14 protein-coding genes and 1 tRNA gene are annotated in these 16074 nt (G+C 46.9%); 5 read left to right on the top strand and 10 right to left on the bottom strand.

From position 1 onward, the window contains the following. Nucleotides 1-69 precede the first annotated feature (69 nt). The 3 genes from LQZ19_RS10300 to LQZ19_RS10290 are packed head-to-tail and all read right to left on the bottom strand — an operon-like array spanning nt 70 to nt 4499. Nucleotides 70-1035, bottom strand: coding sequence for a sugar ABC transporter substrate-binding protein (locus LQZ19_RS10300; RefSeq protein ID WP_411047584.1), 966 nt, complete (start codon nt 1033-1035; stop codon nt 70-72). A gap of 56 nt (nt 1036-1091) precedes the next feature. After that, nucleotides 1092-3512: a glycyl radical protein gene (locus LQZ19_RS10295; RefSeq protein ID WP_411047583.1), complete on the bottom strand. Its 2421-nt coding sequence runs from the start codon at nt 3510-3512 to the stop codon at nt 1092-1094. A gap of 12 nt (nt 3513-3524) precedes the next feature. After that, on the bottom strand, nt 3525-4499 hold the full coding sequence (locus LQZ19_RS10290; RefSeq protein WP_411047582.1) for an ROK family protein: 975 nt from the start codon (nt 4497-4499) through the stop codon (nt 3525-3527). Nucleotides 4500-4649: 150 nt separating this feature from the next. On the opposite strand from LQZ19_RS10290, the gene LQZ19_RS10285 reads away from it, so the two are divergent. The 5 genes from LQZ19_RS10285 to LQZ19_RS10265 all read left to right on the top strand — a co-directional run bounded on the left by LQZ19_RS10285 (nt 4650) and on the right by LQZ19_RS10265 (nt 7932). Next, on the top strand, nt 4650-5408 hold the full coding sequence (locus LQZ19_RS10285) for a glycyl-radical enzyme activating protein (RefSeq protein WP_411047581.1): 759 nt from the start codon (nt 4650-4652) through the stop codon (nt 5406-5408). Then, nucleotides 5405-6169 carry a DeoR/GlpR family DNA-binding transcription regulator gene (locus tag LQZ19_RS10280; protein WP_411047580.1) on the top strand — a complete coding sequence of 255 codons (765 nt, stop codon included), beginning with the start codon at nt 5405-5407 and terminating at the stop codon, nt 6167-6169. Before LQZ19_RS10285 ends, LQZ19_RS10280 begins: the two co-directional genes overlap by 4 nt. Before the next feature lie 61 nt (nt 6170-6230). Continuing rightward, nucleotides 6231-6304, top strand: a tRNA-Val gene (locus LQZ19_RS10275). Nucleotides 6305-6415: 111 nt separating this feature from the next. Beyond that, the gene (locus LQZ19_RS10270; RefSeq protein WP_411047579.1) at nt 6416-7036 is read left to right on the top strand and encodes a TetR/AcrR family transcriptional regulator; all 621 of its coding nucleotides are present in this window, start codon (nt 6416-6418) and stop codon (nt 7034-7036) included. 101 nt (nt 7037-7137) lie between these two features. Next, nucleotides 7138-7932, top strand: a complete 795-nt coding sequence (locus LQZ19_RS10265) for a hypothetical protein (RefSeq protein WP_411047578.1) — start codon at nt 7138-7140, stop codon at nt 7930-7932. A gap of 56 nt (nt 7933-7988) precedes the next feature. Here LQZ19_RS10265 and LQZ19_RS10260 read toward each other — a convergent pair whose 3' ends face one another. Genes LQZ19_RS10260 through LQZ19_RS10230 form a run of 7 tightly spaced genes read right to left on the bottom strand, consistent with a single transcriptional unit; the run spans nt 7989 to nt 16041 of the window. After that, entirely contained in the window at nt 7989-8774 is a 786-nt protein-coding gene (locus LQZ19_RS10260; protein WP_411047577.1) for a uroporphyrinogen decarboxylase family protein, read from the bottom strand. 6 nt (nt 8775-8780) lie between these two features. Beyond that, complete coding sequence (locus LQZ19_RS10255) at nt 8781-10457, bottom strand: ASKHA domain-containing protein (RefSeq protein WP_411047576.1); 1677 nt, start codon at nt 10455-10457, stop codon at nt 8781-8783. A 3-nt stretch (nt 10458-10460) separates the two neighbouring features. Further along, on the bottom strand, nt 10461-11483 hold the full coding sequence (locus LQZ19_RS10250) for a uroporphyrinogen decarboxylase family protein (protein ID WP_411047575.1): 1023 nt from the start codon (nt 11481-11483) through the stop codon (nt 10461-10463). 13 nt (nt 11484-11496) lie between these two features. After that, complete coding sequence (locus LQZ19_RS10245) at nt 11497-12138, bottom strand: corrinoid protein (RefSeq protein ID WP_411047574.1); 642 nt, start codon at nt 12136-12138, stop codon at nt 11497-11499. 47 nt (nt 12139-12185) lie between these two features. Then, entirely contained in the window at nt 12186-13148 is a 963-nt protein-coding gene (gene cysK / locus LQZ19_RS10240; protein WP_411047573.1) for a cysteine synthase A, read from the bottom strand. 24 nt (nt 13149-13172) lie between these two features. Continuing rightward, the gene (locus LQZ19_RS10235) at nt 13173-14537 is read right to left on the bottom strand and encodes a nitrogenase component 1 (RefSeq protein ID WP_411047572.1); all 1365 of its coding nucleotides are present in this window, start codon (nt 14535-14537) and stop codon (nt 13173-13175) included. Next, on the bottom strand, nt 14527-16041 hold the full coding sequence (locus tag LQZ19_RS10230; RefSeq protein WP_411047571.1) for a nitrogenase component 1: 1515 nt from the start codon (nt 16039-16041) through the stop codon (nt 14527-14529). The genes LQZ19_RS10235 and LQZ19_RS10230 overlap by 11 nt, the downstream gene beginning before the upstream one ends. Between the last annotated feature and the right edge of the window lie 33 nt (nt 16042-16074).

Genomic DNA, 16074 nt, shown 5'->3' with positions numbered 1-16074 from the left:
AACCATCACCCCGCGGGGTATAGGACTTCTTCCGGAAGCTTTCTCAAAACTTCGAGTCAGCTTTAAAATTTACCATTCGGGATATTCAAAACTGTTGATGTTACTCAGACTGACATCATCAAGGGGAACAAAATTTACCGCGTTAAAGGGCTCCTTTTTGAGCGCACTAAGGGTAACTTTCAGGGAAGTTTCAACCATGGTGGTAAAATTCTGCATGATCGTGCTGCTCTGATCCCCGGCTTTAACCTGATCAAACCCGGCGCGGCAGCCGTCAACTGAGACGATGAATAGGTTTGAAATCCCCGCTGCTTTGGCCGCTTCGATAACGCCGGTAGCGCCGTTGTCCCAGTGACAGAAAACACCCTGGATCTGATCGCCGTATTTGGTGATCATATCTTCCATAATGGACATCGCTTCCGACGTTGACCATGCGTTGGGGGCCTTGTAATCCAGCACAGTGATATTGGTGCCCTTGATCGCGTTATTGAAACCATCATGCCGCTTGATTGCCGCATCGTGACCGGCCTGTCCGCCAATCTCTACGATTTTTGCGCCCTTGGGGAATTTTTTGATAAACGATTGCGCAGCGGTTTCTCCCGCGATGTTATCGTTTACACCGGCGAAAATGTCACGGCTGCCTGCGTAATTCGCGGGCAAATCGGAAGAGAAGAGGCCCACAATTACACCGGCTCTTTTTGCGGCGGTGAGGCTCGGGACAATTCCGTTGATATCATTGGGATTAACGAAGATTGCGTCAAATTTCTGGGCAATACAGTTATTTACCGCCTGGGCTTGAACCTGGGGGTCTGCCCGCCCATCCAAAATCTGGACTTCAAACCCCATACCGGGACCAAGCTTCTGAAACTGCTTGGCCGAATAAGCCTGGGATTCGTTGGCCATGTCGCCGGGGAGAAAGGCAATCCGGTATGGCCTGTTCCCGCCTGACTGCTGTTGCCCGCCGTTAGCCCAAAGGTTTCCCACAACTAAACTCATCGCCAAAACGAGACCAAGTACTGCTACTGTTTTTTTCTTCATTTCTCACTCCTTCTAAATTGAATTAATTGTCCAAGGGACAACGTTTAACCGCAACATTAGATAATCTGCTCCGTTCGCTCAATGATATCGTCCTGGGTCTGACGGGAAAGGACATTGAAGAAGGCGCTATAACCGGCTACCCGGACAATGAGATCCCGGTGCTTTTCAGGGTTGATCTGGGCGTCCAGCAAAGTCTCCCTGGAAACCACATTAAACTGAACATGGAAACCGCCGAGCCGGGCAAAAAAGGCATGGAGCAGAAAGATAAGTTTTTCCCGGTTTTCTTCGGTTTCCAACATGGCCGGAGTTACTTTCTGATTGAGCAAAACACCGCCGGTGATTTCCGAAGTAGGCAGCTTGGACACAGACTTAAAGACCGCCGTAGGACCATGCCGGTCCATGCTATGGCTGGGTGAACATCCTTCCGCTAAGGGTTCCCCCGCTTTTCGCCCATCAGGGGTCGCCGTTGTACCGGCGCCTTGGGGAACATTCGCCGAAATGGACGAAGTACCGGCATAATAAATACCGCCGATTGGTCCGCGTCCATAGCGGGTATTATGATATTTTTTCATCTCGTCAATATAAACGTCATAGGCTTCACGGACAAGCAAATCCACGTAATCATCATCGTTACCGTACTTGGGCGCGGCGATGAGGAGTTTCCGTATACGTTCGCCCTCATTGCCCGCAAAGTTGTTTTGCAGCGCATCCCACAGTTCCTTTGTGCCGATGGATTTGTCCTCGAATACGCATTTCTTAACCGCCGCAAGACTGTCCGCAAGGTTTGCGATGCCCACCTGGAGGTCGCTGATAAAATCGTAGACCGCGCCCCCTTCTTTTAAGTTAAGCCCCCGTTCAATACAGTCATCGCACAGCGCGGAACAGAATATGTCGGCGGTATCCCGTTCCAGAACCGTATCGGCGCAGGAGTCAATGATGACACACTGACGGGTAAACTCACGGATAATCTTATCCCACGCTTTTTTTACATCATCATAGCTCTTCCATGAGGTAAAATGTCCGATGCCTTCGCATACTTTTTTGCCGCTTTCAATATCGATGCCGTCGTTCATGGCAATTAACAGGGACTTGGGAAAATTGAGGAAACTCATACCGGTTACCCGGTAGCCCCACTTACCCGGTACGGCGACTTCCACACAACCGATGGCGCTGTAATTGTACGCATCCAGTTTGGCGACTCCCTTTTCCAAAAAAGAGGGAATGATGATCTCATCGCTGTTAAAGGCTGGCATACCAAAACCGAGGCGTACCACCTCTATGCAGTCCTTAAGAAACTGCGGGTCAAGTTTCTGGTGATACCGCACCGTCAGATTTGGCTGGGGTAATTTGGTCCGGGCTACACTTTTCAGAATAAGGAAGGAGAGGGGATTTACCGCATCATGGGGGGCGGCGGAATCACTTTCAAGGATCTGTCCGCCTATGGTCACGTTTTGGTACAGGGGGCTCCCGGCGGAAAACCGGGTATGGGACCAGCTGCGTATTTTGTTGATCGTGAATGTTTTCATCCATAGGTTGGTCAGGAGTTCACAGGCGGCCTCTTCGGTAATACGCGCAGCATCGATATCTTTTTGATAATAGGGATAGAGATACTGATCCATCCTTCCGTATGAAAGGGAATGGCCGTTACTTTCTATCTGGAGTACCAGATGGACAAGCCACAGCGCCTGTACCGCTTCGTAGAAAGTTTCTGCGCCGTGAGCAGGAACCTTCGTGAGGATGCGGGCCATTTCAAGCAGTTCTTTCCGGCGGTCGTCGTTTTTTTCAGTCTCCGCCATTGTTGCCGCCAGATCGGCGTAGCGCTTGGCAAAGGCAACCACCGCATCCATGGTGATAATTATACCCCGGTAGAAATACGATTTATGGAGATTTTTATAATCCGTGAGGTCCAGGCTGTTTAATTTTTCTTCCGCCCGCCGCTTGTATTCAAGAAGGCCCTCTGCCAGCATACGCTTATAATCCACCGCCAGGTGGGCATCCCCGGAAGTGATATTTCCCTCGGCTTTGATAATCCCCAGGTCATAAAAAACCCGTGCCGATGCGGGCATGGCGGCAAGACCCCGGTCTTTTACGGTATTATGTTCCCAGAAGGGGGCCATTGTGCGGAGGGCTTCTTTGTTTTCTTCCGTTATGTAAAACCGGTCCCCATCCCGTTTGTCAAATTTATCAAGTTCATCAATGACCCAATCCATGGCGTATTCGGGGAAGATGGGGGCGGAACGATTACTTGCAGCCTGATTCCCGACAATAAGGGTTTCATCTTCTATATAAATACTCATCTTTTCGAGGACATTTTTAAGCATCAGCGCCCGCCGTATCGCCAGGGGCTGATCCATATTTTCACGATAGATGTCGGTGGTTATTTTTGCCCGCTCCACACAGACCTGGGGCTTTGCGTTCAGTAGTTCCAGCCGGAACCGGCTCATCCTGCTTGTAAGATTTCCGAAATAGTTACCCATGATGCCTTCCTTCTAAAACAGTAGTTCTGCGGCGCCGATAACACCGAAGTCATCTCCCAGCTCCGCCTCTTTGAAATATACGGGCATATCGTTTTTATTGTACCCGTCAAAAACTTCTTTCATATCTTCGAGGATGGCGGTTTTCTTTCCCCCATCCATAAGCTGTTGGCTCAGTTTAAGGAGGCCGCCGCCGAAGACAAAACAATTGATGTTAAGGGTGACGTACAGGTTATAAATCCAAATACCCAGGTACTTCACCATTTGATCGTAGGCCCGGCGGGCCAGCGCATCCCCTGCGTTATAGGCGCTGCCTATGTGGAACGCGGTGATTTTTCCGCCGCCGGCTAGTTGGGGCATGATGGACTGCTCACCCTGTTCAATCCATTTTTCAATGTGTTTGACGATCATGGAGCCGGAGCTCCATGACATGAGGCAGCCCCGGTTTCCACAGCCGCATTCCACTCCATCATCGGGGGTAACGATCATGTGGCCGCTTTCCCCGGACCAGCCGTAACGGCCCCGAAAGAGTTTCCCGCCTATGATGATCCCCGAGGAAATCCCGGTGCTGATGGGGCAGTAGATCATATTCTCAAACCCTTGCCCCGCTCCCTGCCGGTGTTCCGCAATAGCCCCGGTATGGGAATCGTTGTCGATGAGCACCCGTATCCCCCCAAGCTTTTCCATCAGATAGCTACGGGCGGGGAAGTCGTGAATTTTCGTCAGGTTGGTAGTTTTGATAATCCGCCCCTCCTCAAAAAGGACGAAGGAAGGCATCCCAATACCAATTCCCCGGATATCTTCTTTTTTCAGACCCCCTGCGGCCATCAGGTCTTTAATGTTGGCCACAATGGTATCGAAAAATTCCTCCGGACTTGCGGTATCATCCGAAGGATGGGAACGGCGCCGGACTATTTCCTTCTGTCCATTAAGCAGCCCGTAGGCTGTTTTGGTCCCGCCAACATCAATACCTATGGTATGTAGATCCATAAGTAATGATAAATCTGAACATAAAATTTGTCAAGAAAAAGTTTTTAAAATAAGAAAAAATGTTATTAAAATAAGTTATTATAGGCATTAAAATAAGAAAAAATAAGCAATTTCTTGACATTTGCTAAAGAGTAAGTATATAGTATGAATATGCTGGTCAAGGGGTTGCTCTTTAATATTCAGAAATTCAGCCTCCACGATGGCCCCGGCATACGTACGGTGGTCTTTTTTAAGGGCTGCCCGCTGCGCTGCCGCTGGTGTTCCAATCCGGAATCCCAGGAAGCCGGCATTGGGACCGCCATAAGCTACCAGCCTTCCGCCGATATACGGTATTACGCCCTAGAGGAGGTCCTGGAGACCTGCCTCCAGGATCGTCCCTTCTACGAGGAGTCCGGGGGCGGTGTTACCCTTTCAGGCGGCGAAGTGCTCCTCCAAGCCGATTTTGCCATCCTCTTACTTGACCGTCTGGGTGAAGAAAAAATACACAGGGCTATCGAAACCAGCGCCCTGGCCCCCGCAGCGGTTTGGGAGGAATTTATCAACCATGTGGATCTCCTCCTTATTGATGTGAAGCATTACGACCGGGAGCGCCATATCGAAGGTACCGCGGTCTCCAACGAGGCCTGCCTTGCCAACCTGAAAACGGCCCTGGATAGGGGGAAGAGCGTACTCCCCCGTATTCCGGTAATTCCCGGCTTTAACAACAGCCTTGAAGACGCCGAGGGTTTCGCCCGTTTATTTAGCGCCCTGGGTATATCCAAGGCCGAACTCCTCCCTTTTCATCAATTTGGGGAAAAAAAATATGAGGATCTGGGGATTCCCTATCCTATGCACGGTATACCCCAGCTGCACCGGGAGGATTTGGCGGAGTATCGTCAGGTCTTTATTGACCGGGGAATAAACGTATGACCAAAAAGCAAAATGAACGCTGGAAAAAAATGCTTGATACTATCGCCGCCTGTGAGCGTATTGAGGTGGCAAAATTGGCGGAAATGATGGGAGTCTCCAAGGTAACCCTGAGGAAGGACCTGGATCAGCTTCAAGAAAAGGGAATTATACGCCATGAGAAGGGCTACGTGAGTCCCGGTTCCGGGGACGATATCAATAACCGGCTGAGTTACCACTATGAAACCAAGTGGAAAATCGCCCGGGCCGCATTGGAACTGGTAAAGGACGGCGAGGCGGTCATGATTGAATCCGGTTCCTGCTGCGCCATCCTTGCGGAAGAGCTGGCTTCAAACCGGCGGGATGTGCGGATCATCACCAATTCCGCTTTTATCGCCGCCTATATCAGACGGCTGCCCCAGGCAAAGATTGTACTCCTGGGCGGGGATTACCAGAACGAATCCCAGGTTATGGTGGGGCCTATTGCACGGGCCTGTGCTCAGGGCTTCTCGGTGGATAAGCTCTTTATCGGGACCGACGGCTTTTCTGAGGACCAGGGCTTTACCGGAAATGATCACCTCCGTTCCGAAACAGTACGGGATATGGCAAAACAAGCGGAGCGGGTGATCATCCTTACGGAGTCTGAAAAGTTTTCCAAACGGGGTTTAGTACCCCTTCTGCCCTTCAACAACATAAGCATGGTTATTACCGATGAGGCTATCCCTGCGGAAAAAGAACGTTTGTTTGGGGAACGGCAGATTGCGCTCCTAAAGGTAGCTCTTTAGCGCTGGGGCGAGCGCATTTATCTTGACTAGAAAGCGCTATTTATGGTATTTTTCTTAAATCGGGCGCTTAGCTCAGCTGGTTAGAGCACCACGTTTACACCGTGGGGGTCACATGTTCGAATCATGTAGCGCCCATCCATTTATTGCTTGTAAAGCAATGAATTAGGTTGATCGATTAACGGAAACCATATCATGCTAAAGCCCCGAAGTACACTGCAAGGTACATTGATACCGCAGGGGGGGGCTTTGGTTAAAGAGCGGAATACCGAAACAAAACAAGCGCTTATAAGCACCGCGTTGAAGCTTTTTAAGGTATCGGGTTATGAAAAGGTAACGATAAACCAGATATGCGCCGGGGTTGGAATAGCCAAAAACACCTTTTACTATTATTTTGATTCCAAGGAAGATCTGCTGGAAGCGTCCATAGGGGCCATCCAGAACATGACCGTGACCAAACTTACGGAAATTCTTTGCTCCGGGGATGCCTATTTTGAGCAATTTTGGCAGATACAAAAGCCCATCTACGACTTTGTAACCGAGAGCGGTACCGATATTTCCCAGCAATTTTTGATCCTCCGGCCGGAAAAACGCCAGGAATTGCTGCATATACTGGATGAATTTTATACCGTTATGGGTACGGTGTTGCAAAAAGCCCAGGAAGTCGGGGAAATACGGAACAGCTCAAGTCCAACGGAGCTCATCGCCATAACCCGCCTGCTCTTTGTGGGTATCATATCCCTCTGGACCTCCTTTAAAGGCGCCTTTGAATTTAATGACGCCATGCGCGCAGCTCTGGAAACCAGTCTTGATGTCCGCCCTGATATGCGAAAAAGTTCCCCTGAATCGCTTATTAAGTTCCTCGTTTAGTATCATCCACTGAAATTAAAGGAAGATGGGGAAAAATCTTGACACCCTTTATATTACCGTGGTAATATGAATTCATATTTTAGTAATAGAGGGGTAATATAATGAAGAAATTATGTGCGGGTTTGATTGGGGTTCTGGTGTTGTGTTCCACGGTTTCTGCGGTGGACTTTGGCTTAAGCGCCGGCGTGGGCGGAATATTCACCGCCGGGTGGAAAGACGCGGAATTGAAGGACGAGTATAAGGCTTATACGCAGAGCCTTTTTGCTACACTAGGCGGATTGGCTCTACCTGACCCCGCTGATGCCTCTACACTTGGAGCCATAAACAAGGGTTATTTTGATACCAAAGAAACCTCCCTGGGCGGCGGTATCTGGGCCTTCTTCGACGCTACCTATGCGGAGCTTGACGCGGCGCTGATCTGGAATAACATTTCCCAGAAGGTTAATTCTTCTAAATTAGATCCTACCGGCAACACCAAAGACGAAGAACCCAATTATTTGATAACCCAGCTTAATATTTCAATCCTGGGGAAATATCCCTTTGAAATAGGAAAGAAATTACAAATTTTTCCGCTTTTAGGGGCTGATTTCCAAATAGCCCTTACGGATCAGGATGATAAGATAGCCAAGGATATAAAAAGTGCGCCGGGTAATAATAATAAGGCCCCCTCCCTTGGCGATTTCTGGAATTCCCTGTGGATAAAGGCAGGTGTCGGGGCAGACTATTCCATAACAGAAGATTTGTATCTCCGGTGTGAAGTATTATACGGGATAAAATTCAACAGTAAGTATGACGATGATGAGGCCAAATATTGGACCGAAGACCTTAAGGGTGTAAAAAACGGCCCCGATGTCAGGCTGGGCCTTGGGTACCGGTTTAAGACATTCGGTAAATAAGATGAAACAGGGGCTGTCTAAAAAGTAACGGGCAGCCCCTTTCAAGTAAGCATCGGTTATCTTTGTTCACATACAAAATGTAAAGACCGAACACAAGAAATTGAACTTGAATAAATACATTGATGGCCCATTAAGACTATTCTGTTATTATCAAATAATTTAAAGAGTGTATCAATATATAAAGTAGAATCAATTTCCACCGGAATAGACTTGGCCGTAATATAACCATACGTTTCAAGCGGGATAGATGAATGGGGACAAATGTGAACAATGCCGCATGAAGACTGTTCAATAATACCATGTAATAATTTAATGAGATACGTCCCGGCATATTCTTTATAATGCGCTGAACCCAAGATAGAAGGATTCGCATAAGGGTCGGCTAAAGAAATGATCCTTGCGCCATTTTTTATAGCCTGAACAATATAAGCTGTAAGGCCAAGAGTAAGCTGCTCCAATGCTGCATGGACATCAAGGGAATTTCTTATTAGCCAATGATAAAACAGTGACGGTTCAATTATTGAGGATAATATTGAGTAGGGGCCGGAAACTTTAAGGACAATAGAACGGGCAGTTTCTTTCCGTATATCTTCTAAAATAGCTTTTATCGGAGGCTGTATATCAAGCCTTGGAATATCCCGTAACATTGCCGGGTCGGTATAGAGAAAAGAAGGAACAGCAAAACCTCCGGATGTTTGGTTTATAGATGCACCCAAGGCTTGAGCTTCGGTTACGAACCCTTCGGGTAGTGCAAGTAAATTATTGCTTGATTGCCTGTCTATTTCATTTTTTGTGATATGACCAATACAGTAGGCATTTAAATCAAAATTAACACCGGACATAAAAACTTAAAATCCCATATACTTTATAAACATCTTTTCAAATTCACTTTCTTTCGCCAATTCAACGGTCTCTATCTTTTTTACGAGACTTTTCATTTTTTCTCTAAAGCCAACATTAAGTAAAAATGCTTTTGCACCGGAAAGGGAGGTATTACCGGTAAACTTTACTTTGCCGATAAATGCCTGCGGAAGTAATCCTAAATTGATTAGACTGGCCTCATTTAAGTGATACCCAAATGAACCGGCTATTTCAACCGCATCTATAGTATCGGAGGACAAATTGAAATAAGATAGCAGCATTTCTATCCCTGAACGTATTGCGCTTTTGGCAAGTTGAATTTGCCGTATATCCTTTTGAGCGAGATAAACATCGGGTGAAAGAAAAAATACTTTTTTACCATTCTTTTCCTTAAAACTTTCTTTAAGGAAATCACTATAGGTTCCGGAATCGGGGAGGACAAAACGGCCGCTGGGACCGATAACACCGGTTCTGACCAATTCTCCGGCAATATCAAGCAAACCGCTGCCGCAGATTCCGGCCGGATCACCGCCTCCAATGACTTCAAACGAAAATATGCCCTTTGAATCAACATTGAAGGATTCAATCGAACCTTTGCTTGCACGCATCCCGCAGCTAATATTCATTCCCTCAAAAGCGGGACCCGCTGCGGTAGAAGTGACCGCAAGTTTACCGTTTTTCACCAGCGCCATTTCACCATTGGTACCGATATCAATAAACAGAACGGTTCCCTTTATTTCGTCCAGACGTGATACAAGAATGCCGGAAGTAATGTCAGCTCCAACATAGGCGGATATTATGGGCGGCAGGTAAATAAGGCCGAACGGTGAAATTGATACCCCTATAGATTCGGCGCTTATATGGTTTCCGCCATATATTTGCGGGGTATAGGGATACTGCCCTAAAGAATATGGATTTACTCCGGTAGCCAGATGAATCATGGTTGTATTGCCGGAAAAAACTATTTCATAAATATTTGAAGCGTTTATTTTGTTTTGAACAACCAGATCGCCGATCATGGCATTAAGGGCATCTATAAAAGAACGGTACAGGGTATTAAGACCTTCCGGGTTTGAAGCAAAATGAATGCGGGAAAGGACATCCTGAGCATAGGCTGCCTGGGGATTCAGAATAGAATTTGAAGCAATCTGGATTCCGGTACGCAAATCTATTAAGGCCGCAACAATGGTTGTAGTACCAATATCAAGGGCTATGGCGTATAGCAATTCAAGGGTGTTACCTTCTTCAACACCTATAAGCGTATCACCGCCATAAACTTCCGTCGAATTTAATTTCGGTCGTTTGGTGATATAAGGCAATTGTTCATAGGCGAAACTATTGCCCTCCGTAAGTATTCGTAAAGAGCTGTTTTCCTCTTTATAATCCTTAATTATAACTTCTATATCGGCAGACGGAATTGTCTGACATGCAAGGACAATGCCATCCGCTAATTCTGCGGCGGATACTGAATGTTTTGATTCTACAATTTTTAGATGCCCTAAATGTTCCGGGTTGGGGATTTTTACTTTACATTTACCGCATGATCCCAAGGCGTTACAGGGAGATTCAATTTCAATACCCGCAGACCGGGCTGCGTCAAGAATGGTACTGCCCTCTGCAATCATCACCGTCTTTTGTTTGTTTATAAAGGTGATTTTCGGCATTTTTCAATTCCCCTTAACAACATCTGTAAACGTCTTGATATTAGCAAGGGGTGTAGAAGTGGAAAGACCGCAGGCAGGGGCCATTATATCAATATTATGTGTAAGCAGACTCTCTGTTGCCCTATGCACCTTTTCGGGGTCAGAAAATTCAAGCAGATAGGTACTAAGGTTTCCCATTGTTGTAAGGCCGGAATGTTCCTCCTTAAGGGATTGCAAATTTACCATTGCATCAACACTTATTGCTTTACCCCGGAGATTCGGAATATGCTGTTTAACCGACTTTACATTGCCGCAGATATGAACGATAACCGGTACGCCCATTTCAAGGATAGCGGCGGTGATTTTATTGATGTAGGGTACTGCGTATTCCTCAAACATTTTTGGACCGAGTATTTCACCGGTTGCGGTTGGGTCCGCGATAGATATTACGGAAACACCGCTGTCTACGATAAGCCGTGCATAGTCGATAAGCTGATCCGCAACATAGTTTAATGCCCGGTGGGATGCTTCCTTGTTTTTACGCAGATCCTTAAAAAAAGTCATCGGATCAACAATCGACGCGGCTAAACTTATTGGTCCGGTCAGGCTGCCAATAACCGGAATATCGGGATTCTTTTTTGATAGGTTGTAAACCGCAGTGATAACTGCCTGGGCGCGGTTATTTTTCAGTATAGCGCCATTTGGCAGAAAATTTACTTTATCTGCGGAGGGGAACGGTTCACGGTCAATTTTTGGTTCACATTTAAGGGAGCCAAAATCTACGGCGCTTCCAAGGGCTTCCGCTTCAATGGTCATGCAAAAGGGAATGCCAAAGTTTTCAAACCCGGTGTTTTCATATACATCATAGGCCAGATCTTCCATCAATTCACCTGAATGGTGTGCTGCAGGGAGGGTATGGCCTGTTTTTTCCATAACGTCTACAATAGCCGCATTCATCATACCCCCTGGGCATATAACCGGAGGGCGTTCCGTTTTTTCTTTATTTAGTATTTTCTGTAATCGTTCTTTGGGAGTAAAAGCATCCATCTCTTATCCTCCATTACGCAAGAAGTTTTTGACAAAGCCGAACCGCTTCGGCTGCATTTCTGGCATAACCATCGGCGCCAATGCGTTTAGCAAAGCCCTGTGAAATAGGACCGCCGCCCACGGCGACTTTAAATCTTCCCTGTAAACCACGTTCATTGATAATTTTAACAACATCCGCCATGGCATCCATTGTGGTAGTCATTAGGGATGATACAAGTATCAATTCTGCGTTTATTTCCAGTGCCTTATCCACAAAGGTTTTAGGAGGGATATCACGGCCTAAATCAAGAACACTAAAACCAGCGGCTTCCAGCATGATTCGTACGAGATTTTTACCTATGTCATGGGTATCGCCTTCAATAACTCCGATAACAGCTTTGTGTTGAGTTGAAACTTCTTCCGACTTTAAAAAGGGTTTTAAAATAGCAATTCCGGCGTTCATCGCATCGGCACAAATAATCAGTTCGGGTACAAAGTATTCTTCATCTTCAAATAATTGACCCGCCTGCGCCATACCGGCCGCAAGACCCTTATCAATGGCCTCATAAGCGTCATAACTCGACTCAATAACCTGATGGGAAAGTTGAACCGCCTTGTCTTCATCCATATTAACTACGGCATCGGCTAACTGTTTATATAATTCCTCTGCTTCCATAATATTCCACCTTTAGTTTTGCTAATATCGTATGTTCACTATAATTGTTATCTTCCCTGTGGAGGCATAAAAAAAGAATCTTCGGCGAACAGTGTCGTCGAAAGGTACCGCTCGCCGGTGTCAGGTAACAATGCCACAATTATCTTCCCTTTGTTTTCAGGACGTTTTGCCAGTGCAGTTGCGGCATAAGCGGAGGCGCCGGAAGATATCCCCACTAAAAGACCTTCCGCGGCGGCGATTTCCCGGGCCGTCTCAAAAGCATCATCGCCCCTTACTCTGAAAATATCATCAATTATTTTAGGGTTAAATACATAGGGAATAAATCCGGCTCCTATGCCCTGAATTTTATGAGGCCCCGCAGCGCCTCCTGAAAGCACCGGTGATTCAAAGGGTTCAACCGCAACAATTGTTACAGCCGGATTTCTCGCTTTAAGCGCTTCACCAACCCCGGTGATGGTCCCGCCGGTTCCAACGCCGGCGACAAATATATCAACCTTGCCATCAGTATCATTCCATATTTCTACGGCGGTTGTTTCACGATGGATACGCGGATTAGCCGGGTTATCAAACTGGCCGGGAATCCAGGAATTTGGGGTTAACATTGAAAGTTCTTTTGCCTTGGCTATTGCTCCCTTCATTCCGTCTGGGCCGGGAGTTAATACCAGTTCAGCCCCAAGGGCTTTTAGAAGATTGCGGCGTTCAAGGCTCATGGTTTCCGGCATGGTAAGGACTATTCTATACTTCCGCGCCGCCGCTACAAATGCCAGAGCAATCCCCGTATTCCCGCTGGTCGGCTCTATAATAATGGTGTCCTTATTAAGAATGCCCCGTTCTTCCGCATCCTTAATCATCGCATAGCCGATTCTGTCCTTTACGGATGACAGTGGATTAAAATACTCCAATTTTGCAAGAAGCCGGGCCTCCAGGTTTTTTGATTCGTTGTAATTGACAAGTTCCAATAGGGGGGTATTGCCAATTAATTCAGTTAAACTTCTCGATATTCTCGACATCCGAATTCTCCCTTTCTTTATACCTTAACGATTAATGATTGTGGCGCTTAAAATATCTTCAATAAGGGTTAGCCCGCCTGAAAATCCGGTATAAGCCCTGTTAATGACGGCGCGGTTTGTTATGGGAAAGCTTATACTAAGATGGGGGGCCGCAAATTTAAGCGCAAGATCCCGTTCCAATGAGCTGCCAAATACAAAAACGGGGGACAGGTTGTTTACATATAAATCCGTATCTCTTTTAGGATAGAGCGCATTTATGTACCGCCCGGCTTCGCTTGCATTGGTATCAAAAATTACCTGTGGATTAAATACCGGATTTTCCGCAGATAATTTGCCGCTTATTGTTTTTTGTTGTTCCGGCGTTAAAATTTCAGTTAATTGAACATGTACGGGTATCCAGCCAAAGTCATCAAATAGAAAACGGGTTATGGCAACCGCATAATTTACATCCGCGACAATTACGGCGTAGCGTTGGTGATCGGCATCATACAAAGCGTCTATAAGTGAGCTTAGTAGATGATAATATTCCCGGTATTGCGCATCAATAATTTCTTCAATATTAATTTCAAGATGCAATGCCTTTGCGGTTTCGCGGAGCAATTTTTCTGTGGCGGTTGGTCCTACGGGTAGGGATGATACAATATAGGGTATATCGTACAGGTCCTTATACGTTTTGGCAATATCAATCCCATATAAATCAGAAACAACGATATTGAGTTCGGCCTCAGAAGAATTGCGGATTGTTTCAAGGGAATCTTTTCCCGTAAAATAGGTGTTGACTTCAAGGCCCAGCAGTTCCAGAACTTTACGTATGCCCTCAAGGTTACCCCGCCAGAAACAGTCCATAGAGGGTACTATCCCCAATATATTTACTTTGCCCCGTTTCTTTGTTTCCGGTTTAGCGACAAATTGCTGTACTATGGCGGACATGACAATATCATAGCCCTTATAAGAATTACCCAGGAAACCACCGGTATTTGCAAAAATTAATGCGGGGTTTTCCGAATTTGGAGTATTGTCTATCTCAGATCGAATGTCAGAAACGACGGCTTTTATATCATCACCGATGATGTCCGTAACACAGCTGGTGATGACCACAAAGAGACGGCCTTCCATTATTTCCAATGTCCGTTGTATCTGTTCCGTCAGACGATCTGACCCGCCAAAAATTACCTCACGATCGGTGACATTTGAGCTTGGCACTGAAAGCCCGCCGCAATAGCCGCCGACTTCCAGGGCGGAACCGCCGACTTGGCCCCAGGCAATACTGGCGGCGCAGCCCGAAGGGGCATGCATTATGGGTATGGTATCAGGCAGAGCTTCAAGGGTTGAGAGCGCTCCCCCAAAGGAACAGAAGTAACGGGGGCGTTCGATGTAGCTATGACTCATCTTTGTTATCCTTTATATATTTGAAGGGACTCTCCTGATACCAACTTTCCTTATAGGGCAGTTTAATGTACTTGGGAAACTTTCTGTTCAGGGAGGGGTTTGAAAGCTGCCGGTAGAGTCTGCGGGCAACTTCAAAAACGCCGCGAAAACCAATATAGGAAAGGGAACTGCTGAAAACGGTATGGACCGGTATGCCCAGTTTAACGGCGGTAGCATTGCTCTGCGAATGGCCCATAAAAAGGTCCGGCTTTAGGGACCGCAGCAAATTTGCCTCCTCAAAGGGCTGCATATTGGCAATATTCAGGGGAAAATCACCGACGATGTTTTTCAATTTTTCATATTCCTTTTCGGCGTATTCATCATGATGGAATGGCCGGACCCCTATTACGGTAAACCCGAGTTCGTGGACCAAATACGCGGTTGCAAGGGCTCTGAATTCCCCGGCGCTGATAAAGGCGGTTTTCCCTTTGAAAAATTTCCGGTAGGGTATCAACGCTTCCTCAAGCAGGGACATTTCATATTGTATCAACTGTTCCGCCGCCGCTTCTTTGCCGAAAAACTGCGCCACAGAACGTATCCAGGACTTGGTGTTTTCTATACCGACGGGCATGTGCTGGAGAAGGTAGGGAATGCCGAACCGTTCTTTAAGAAACTGTAAAAAATAGTCATCATGGGTTGGACAGGTACTGATGGAGAGGGCGGCGTATTTTACCGAATACATTTGTTCGGAATCTTTATAAAGCGGAAATATATTTACGTCCAAGTCCAGGGCGTTCAAAAGCCGGGTCAGTTCCAGTTCATCTATTCTGCTCATTGAAGAAAGGTTGCAGAGATTTACCCGGCGCTTTTTAAGATAATTAAAACGGGCTTCCTCAATGTCGTCCGATATAACACGATTTCTCTGTGCGGGATCTTCCAGAAGGTTCTTGCCGAGGCCGTGGTAAATCGCATCATAGGCCGTGGCCCATATTTTTGTCTTAAACCCTTCGCAGTGGACCGGTATCAGGATCGCCGATATCTGGCTTCGCAGGTCGTCTACGGTACCGTCAATATCATCACCGATGATGCCGGGAACACAGCCGCTTACCACGGTAATGGTTTTGGGGGTATACAGCCGGTCCACTTCAATAATGGCCTGCCGCAGCTTTTTTTCGCCGCCGCTAATAACATCAATTTCATTGAGCGCCGTGGACACCCATATTGCGTCTTTAAGTTTTCCGGTCCGGAGCATACCCCCTGAACGGGCACTGCCGTTGTGGGACTGTAAACAGGAACCGCAGCCAACGGCGGCATGCATGATGATTACATTGTCAGGAAAAGTGTTGATGATTGCCAAGGCCGGCAAAAGAAGACATAATGAGCCTTGAGAAAATTCGCGCTCGCCGTCCTGTAAACACCCATGCCCCAGCCGCTTTTGAAGGCCGCAAAGGGTACCGCCATAAGTAATGCAGCTATGCAGCCTATCTTCCCGTTTCGGCGCCTCTTTTAACGTTAAATAATCCACCTACAACCTCCTGATAAAAAGGGTCACAGACTG

Origin of the sequence: Treponema primitia (genome assembly GCF_046533075.1) — a bacterium.
GTDB lineage: Bacteria > Spirochaetota > Spirochaetia > Treponematales > Breznakiellaceae > Termitinema > Termitinema primitia_B.
The sequence above is the reverse complement of the archived record's forward strand: the minus strand, read 5'-3'. Positions and strand labels throughout refer to the sequence as shown.

Excerpts from the sequence above, each read along its gene's own strand:
- LQZ19_RS10300 (WP_411047584.1), bottom strand. The coding sequence starts at position 1,035 with ATGAAGAAAAAAACAGTAGCAGTACTTGGTCTCGTTTTGGCGATGAGT.
- LQZ19_RS10295 (WP_411047583.1), bottom strand. The coding sequence starts at position 3,512 with ATGGGTAACTATTTCGGAAATCTTACAAGCAGGATGAGCCGGTTCCGG.
- LQZ19_RS10290 (WP_411047582.1), bottom strand. The coding sequence starts at position 4,499 with ATGGATCTACATACCATAGGTATTGATGTTGGCGGGACCAAAACAGCC.
- LQZ19_RS10285 (WP_411047581.1), top strand. The coding sequence starts at position 4,650 with ATGCTGGTCAAGGGGTTGCTCTTTAATATTCAGAAATTCAGCCTCCAC.
- LQZ19_RS10280 (WP_411047580.1), top strand. The coding sequence starts at position 5,405 with ATGACCAAAAAGCAAAATGAACGCTGGAAAAAAATGCTTGATACTATC.
- LQZ19_RS10265 (WP_411047578.1), top strand. The coding sequence starts at position 7,138 with ATGAAGAAATTATGTGCGGGTTTGATTGGGGTTCTGGTGTTGTGTTCC.
- LQZ19_RS10260 (WP_411047577.1), bottom strand. The coding sequence starts at position 8,774 with ATGTCCGGTGTTAATTTTGATTTAAATGCCTACTGTATTGGTCATATC.
- LQZ19_RS10255 (WP_411047576.1), bottom strand. The coding sequence starts at position 10,457 with ATGCCGAAAATCACCTTTATAAACAAACAAAAGACGGTGATGATTGCA.
- LQZ19_RS10250 (WP_411047575.1), bottom strand. The coding sequence starts at position 11,483 with ATGGATGCTTTTACTCCCAAAGAACGATTACAGAAAATACTAAATAAA.
- LQZ19_RS10245 (WP_411047574.1), bottom strand. The coding sequence starts at position 12,138 with ATGGAAGCAGAGGAATTATATAAACAGTTAGCCGATGCCGTAGTTAAT.
- cysK (WP_411047573.1), bottom strand. The coding sequence starts at position 13,148 with ATGTCGAGAATATCGAGAAGTTTAACTGAATTAATTGGCAATACCCCC.
- LQZ19_RS10235 (WP_411047572.1), bottom strand. The coding sequence starts at position 14,537 with ATGAGTCATAGCTACATCGAACGCCCCCGTTACTTCTGTTCCTTTGGG.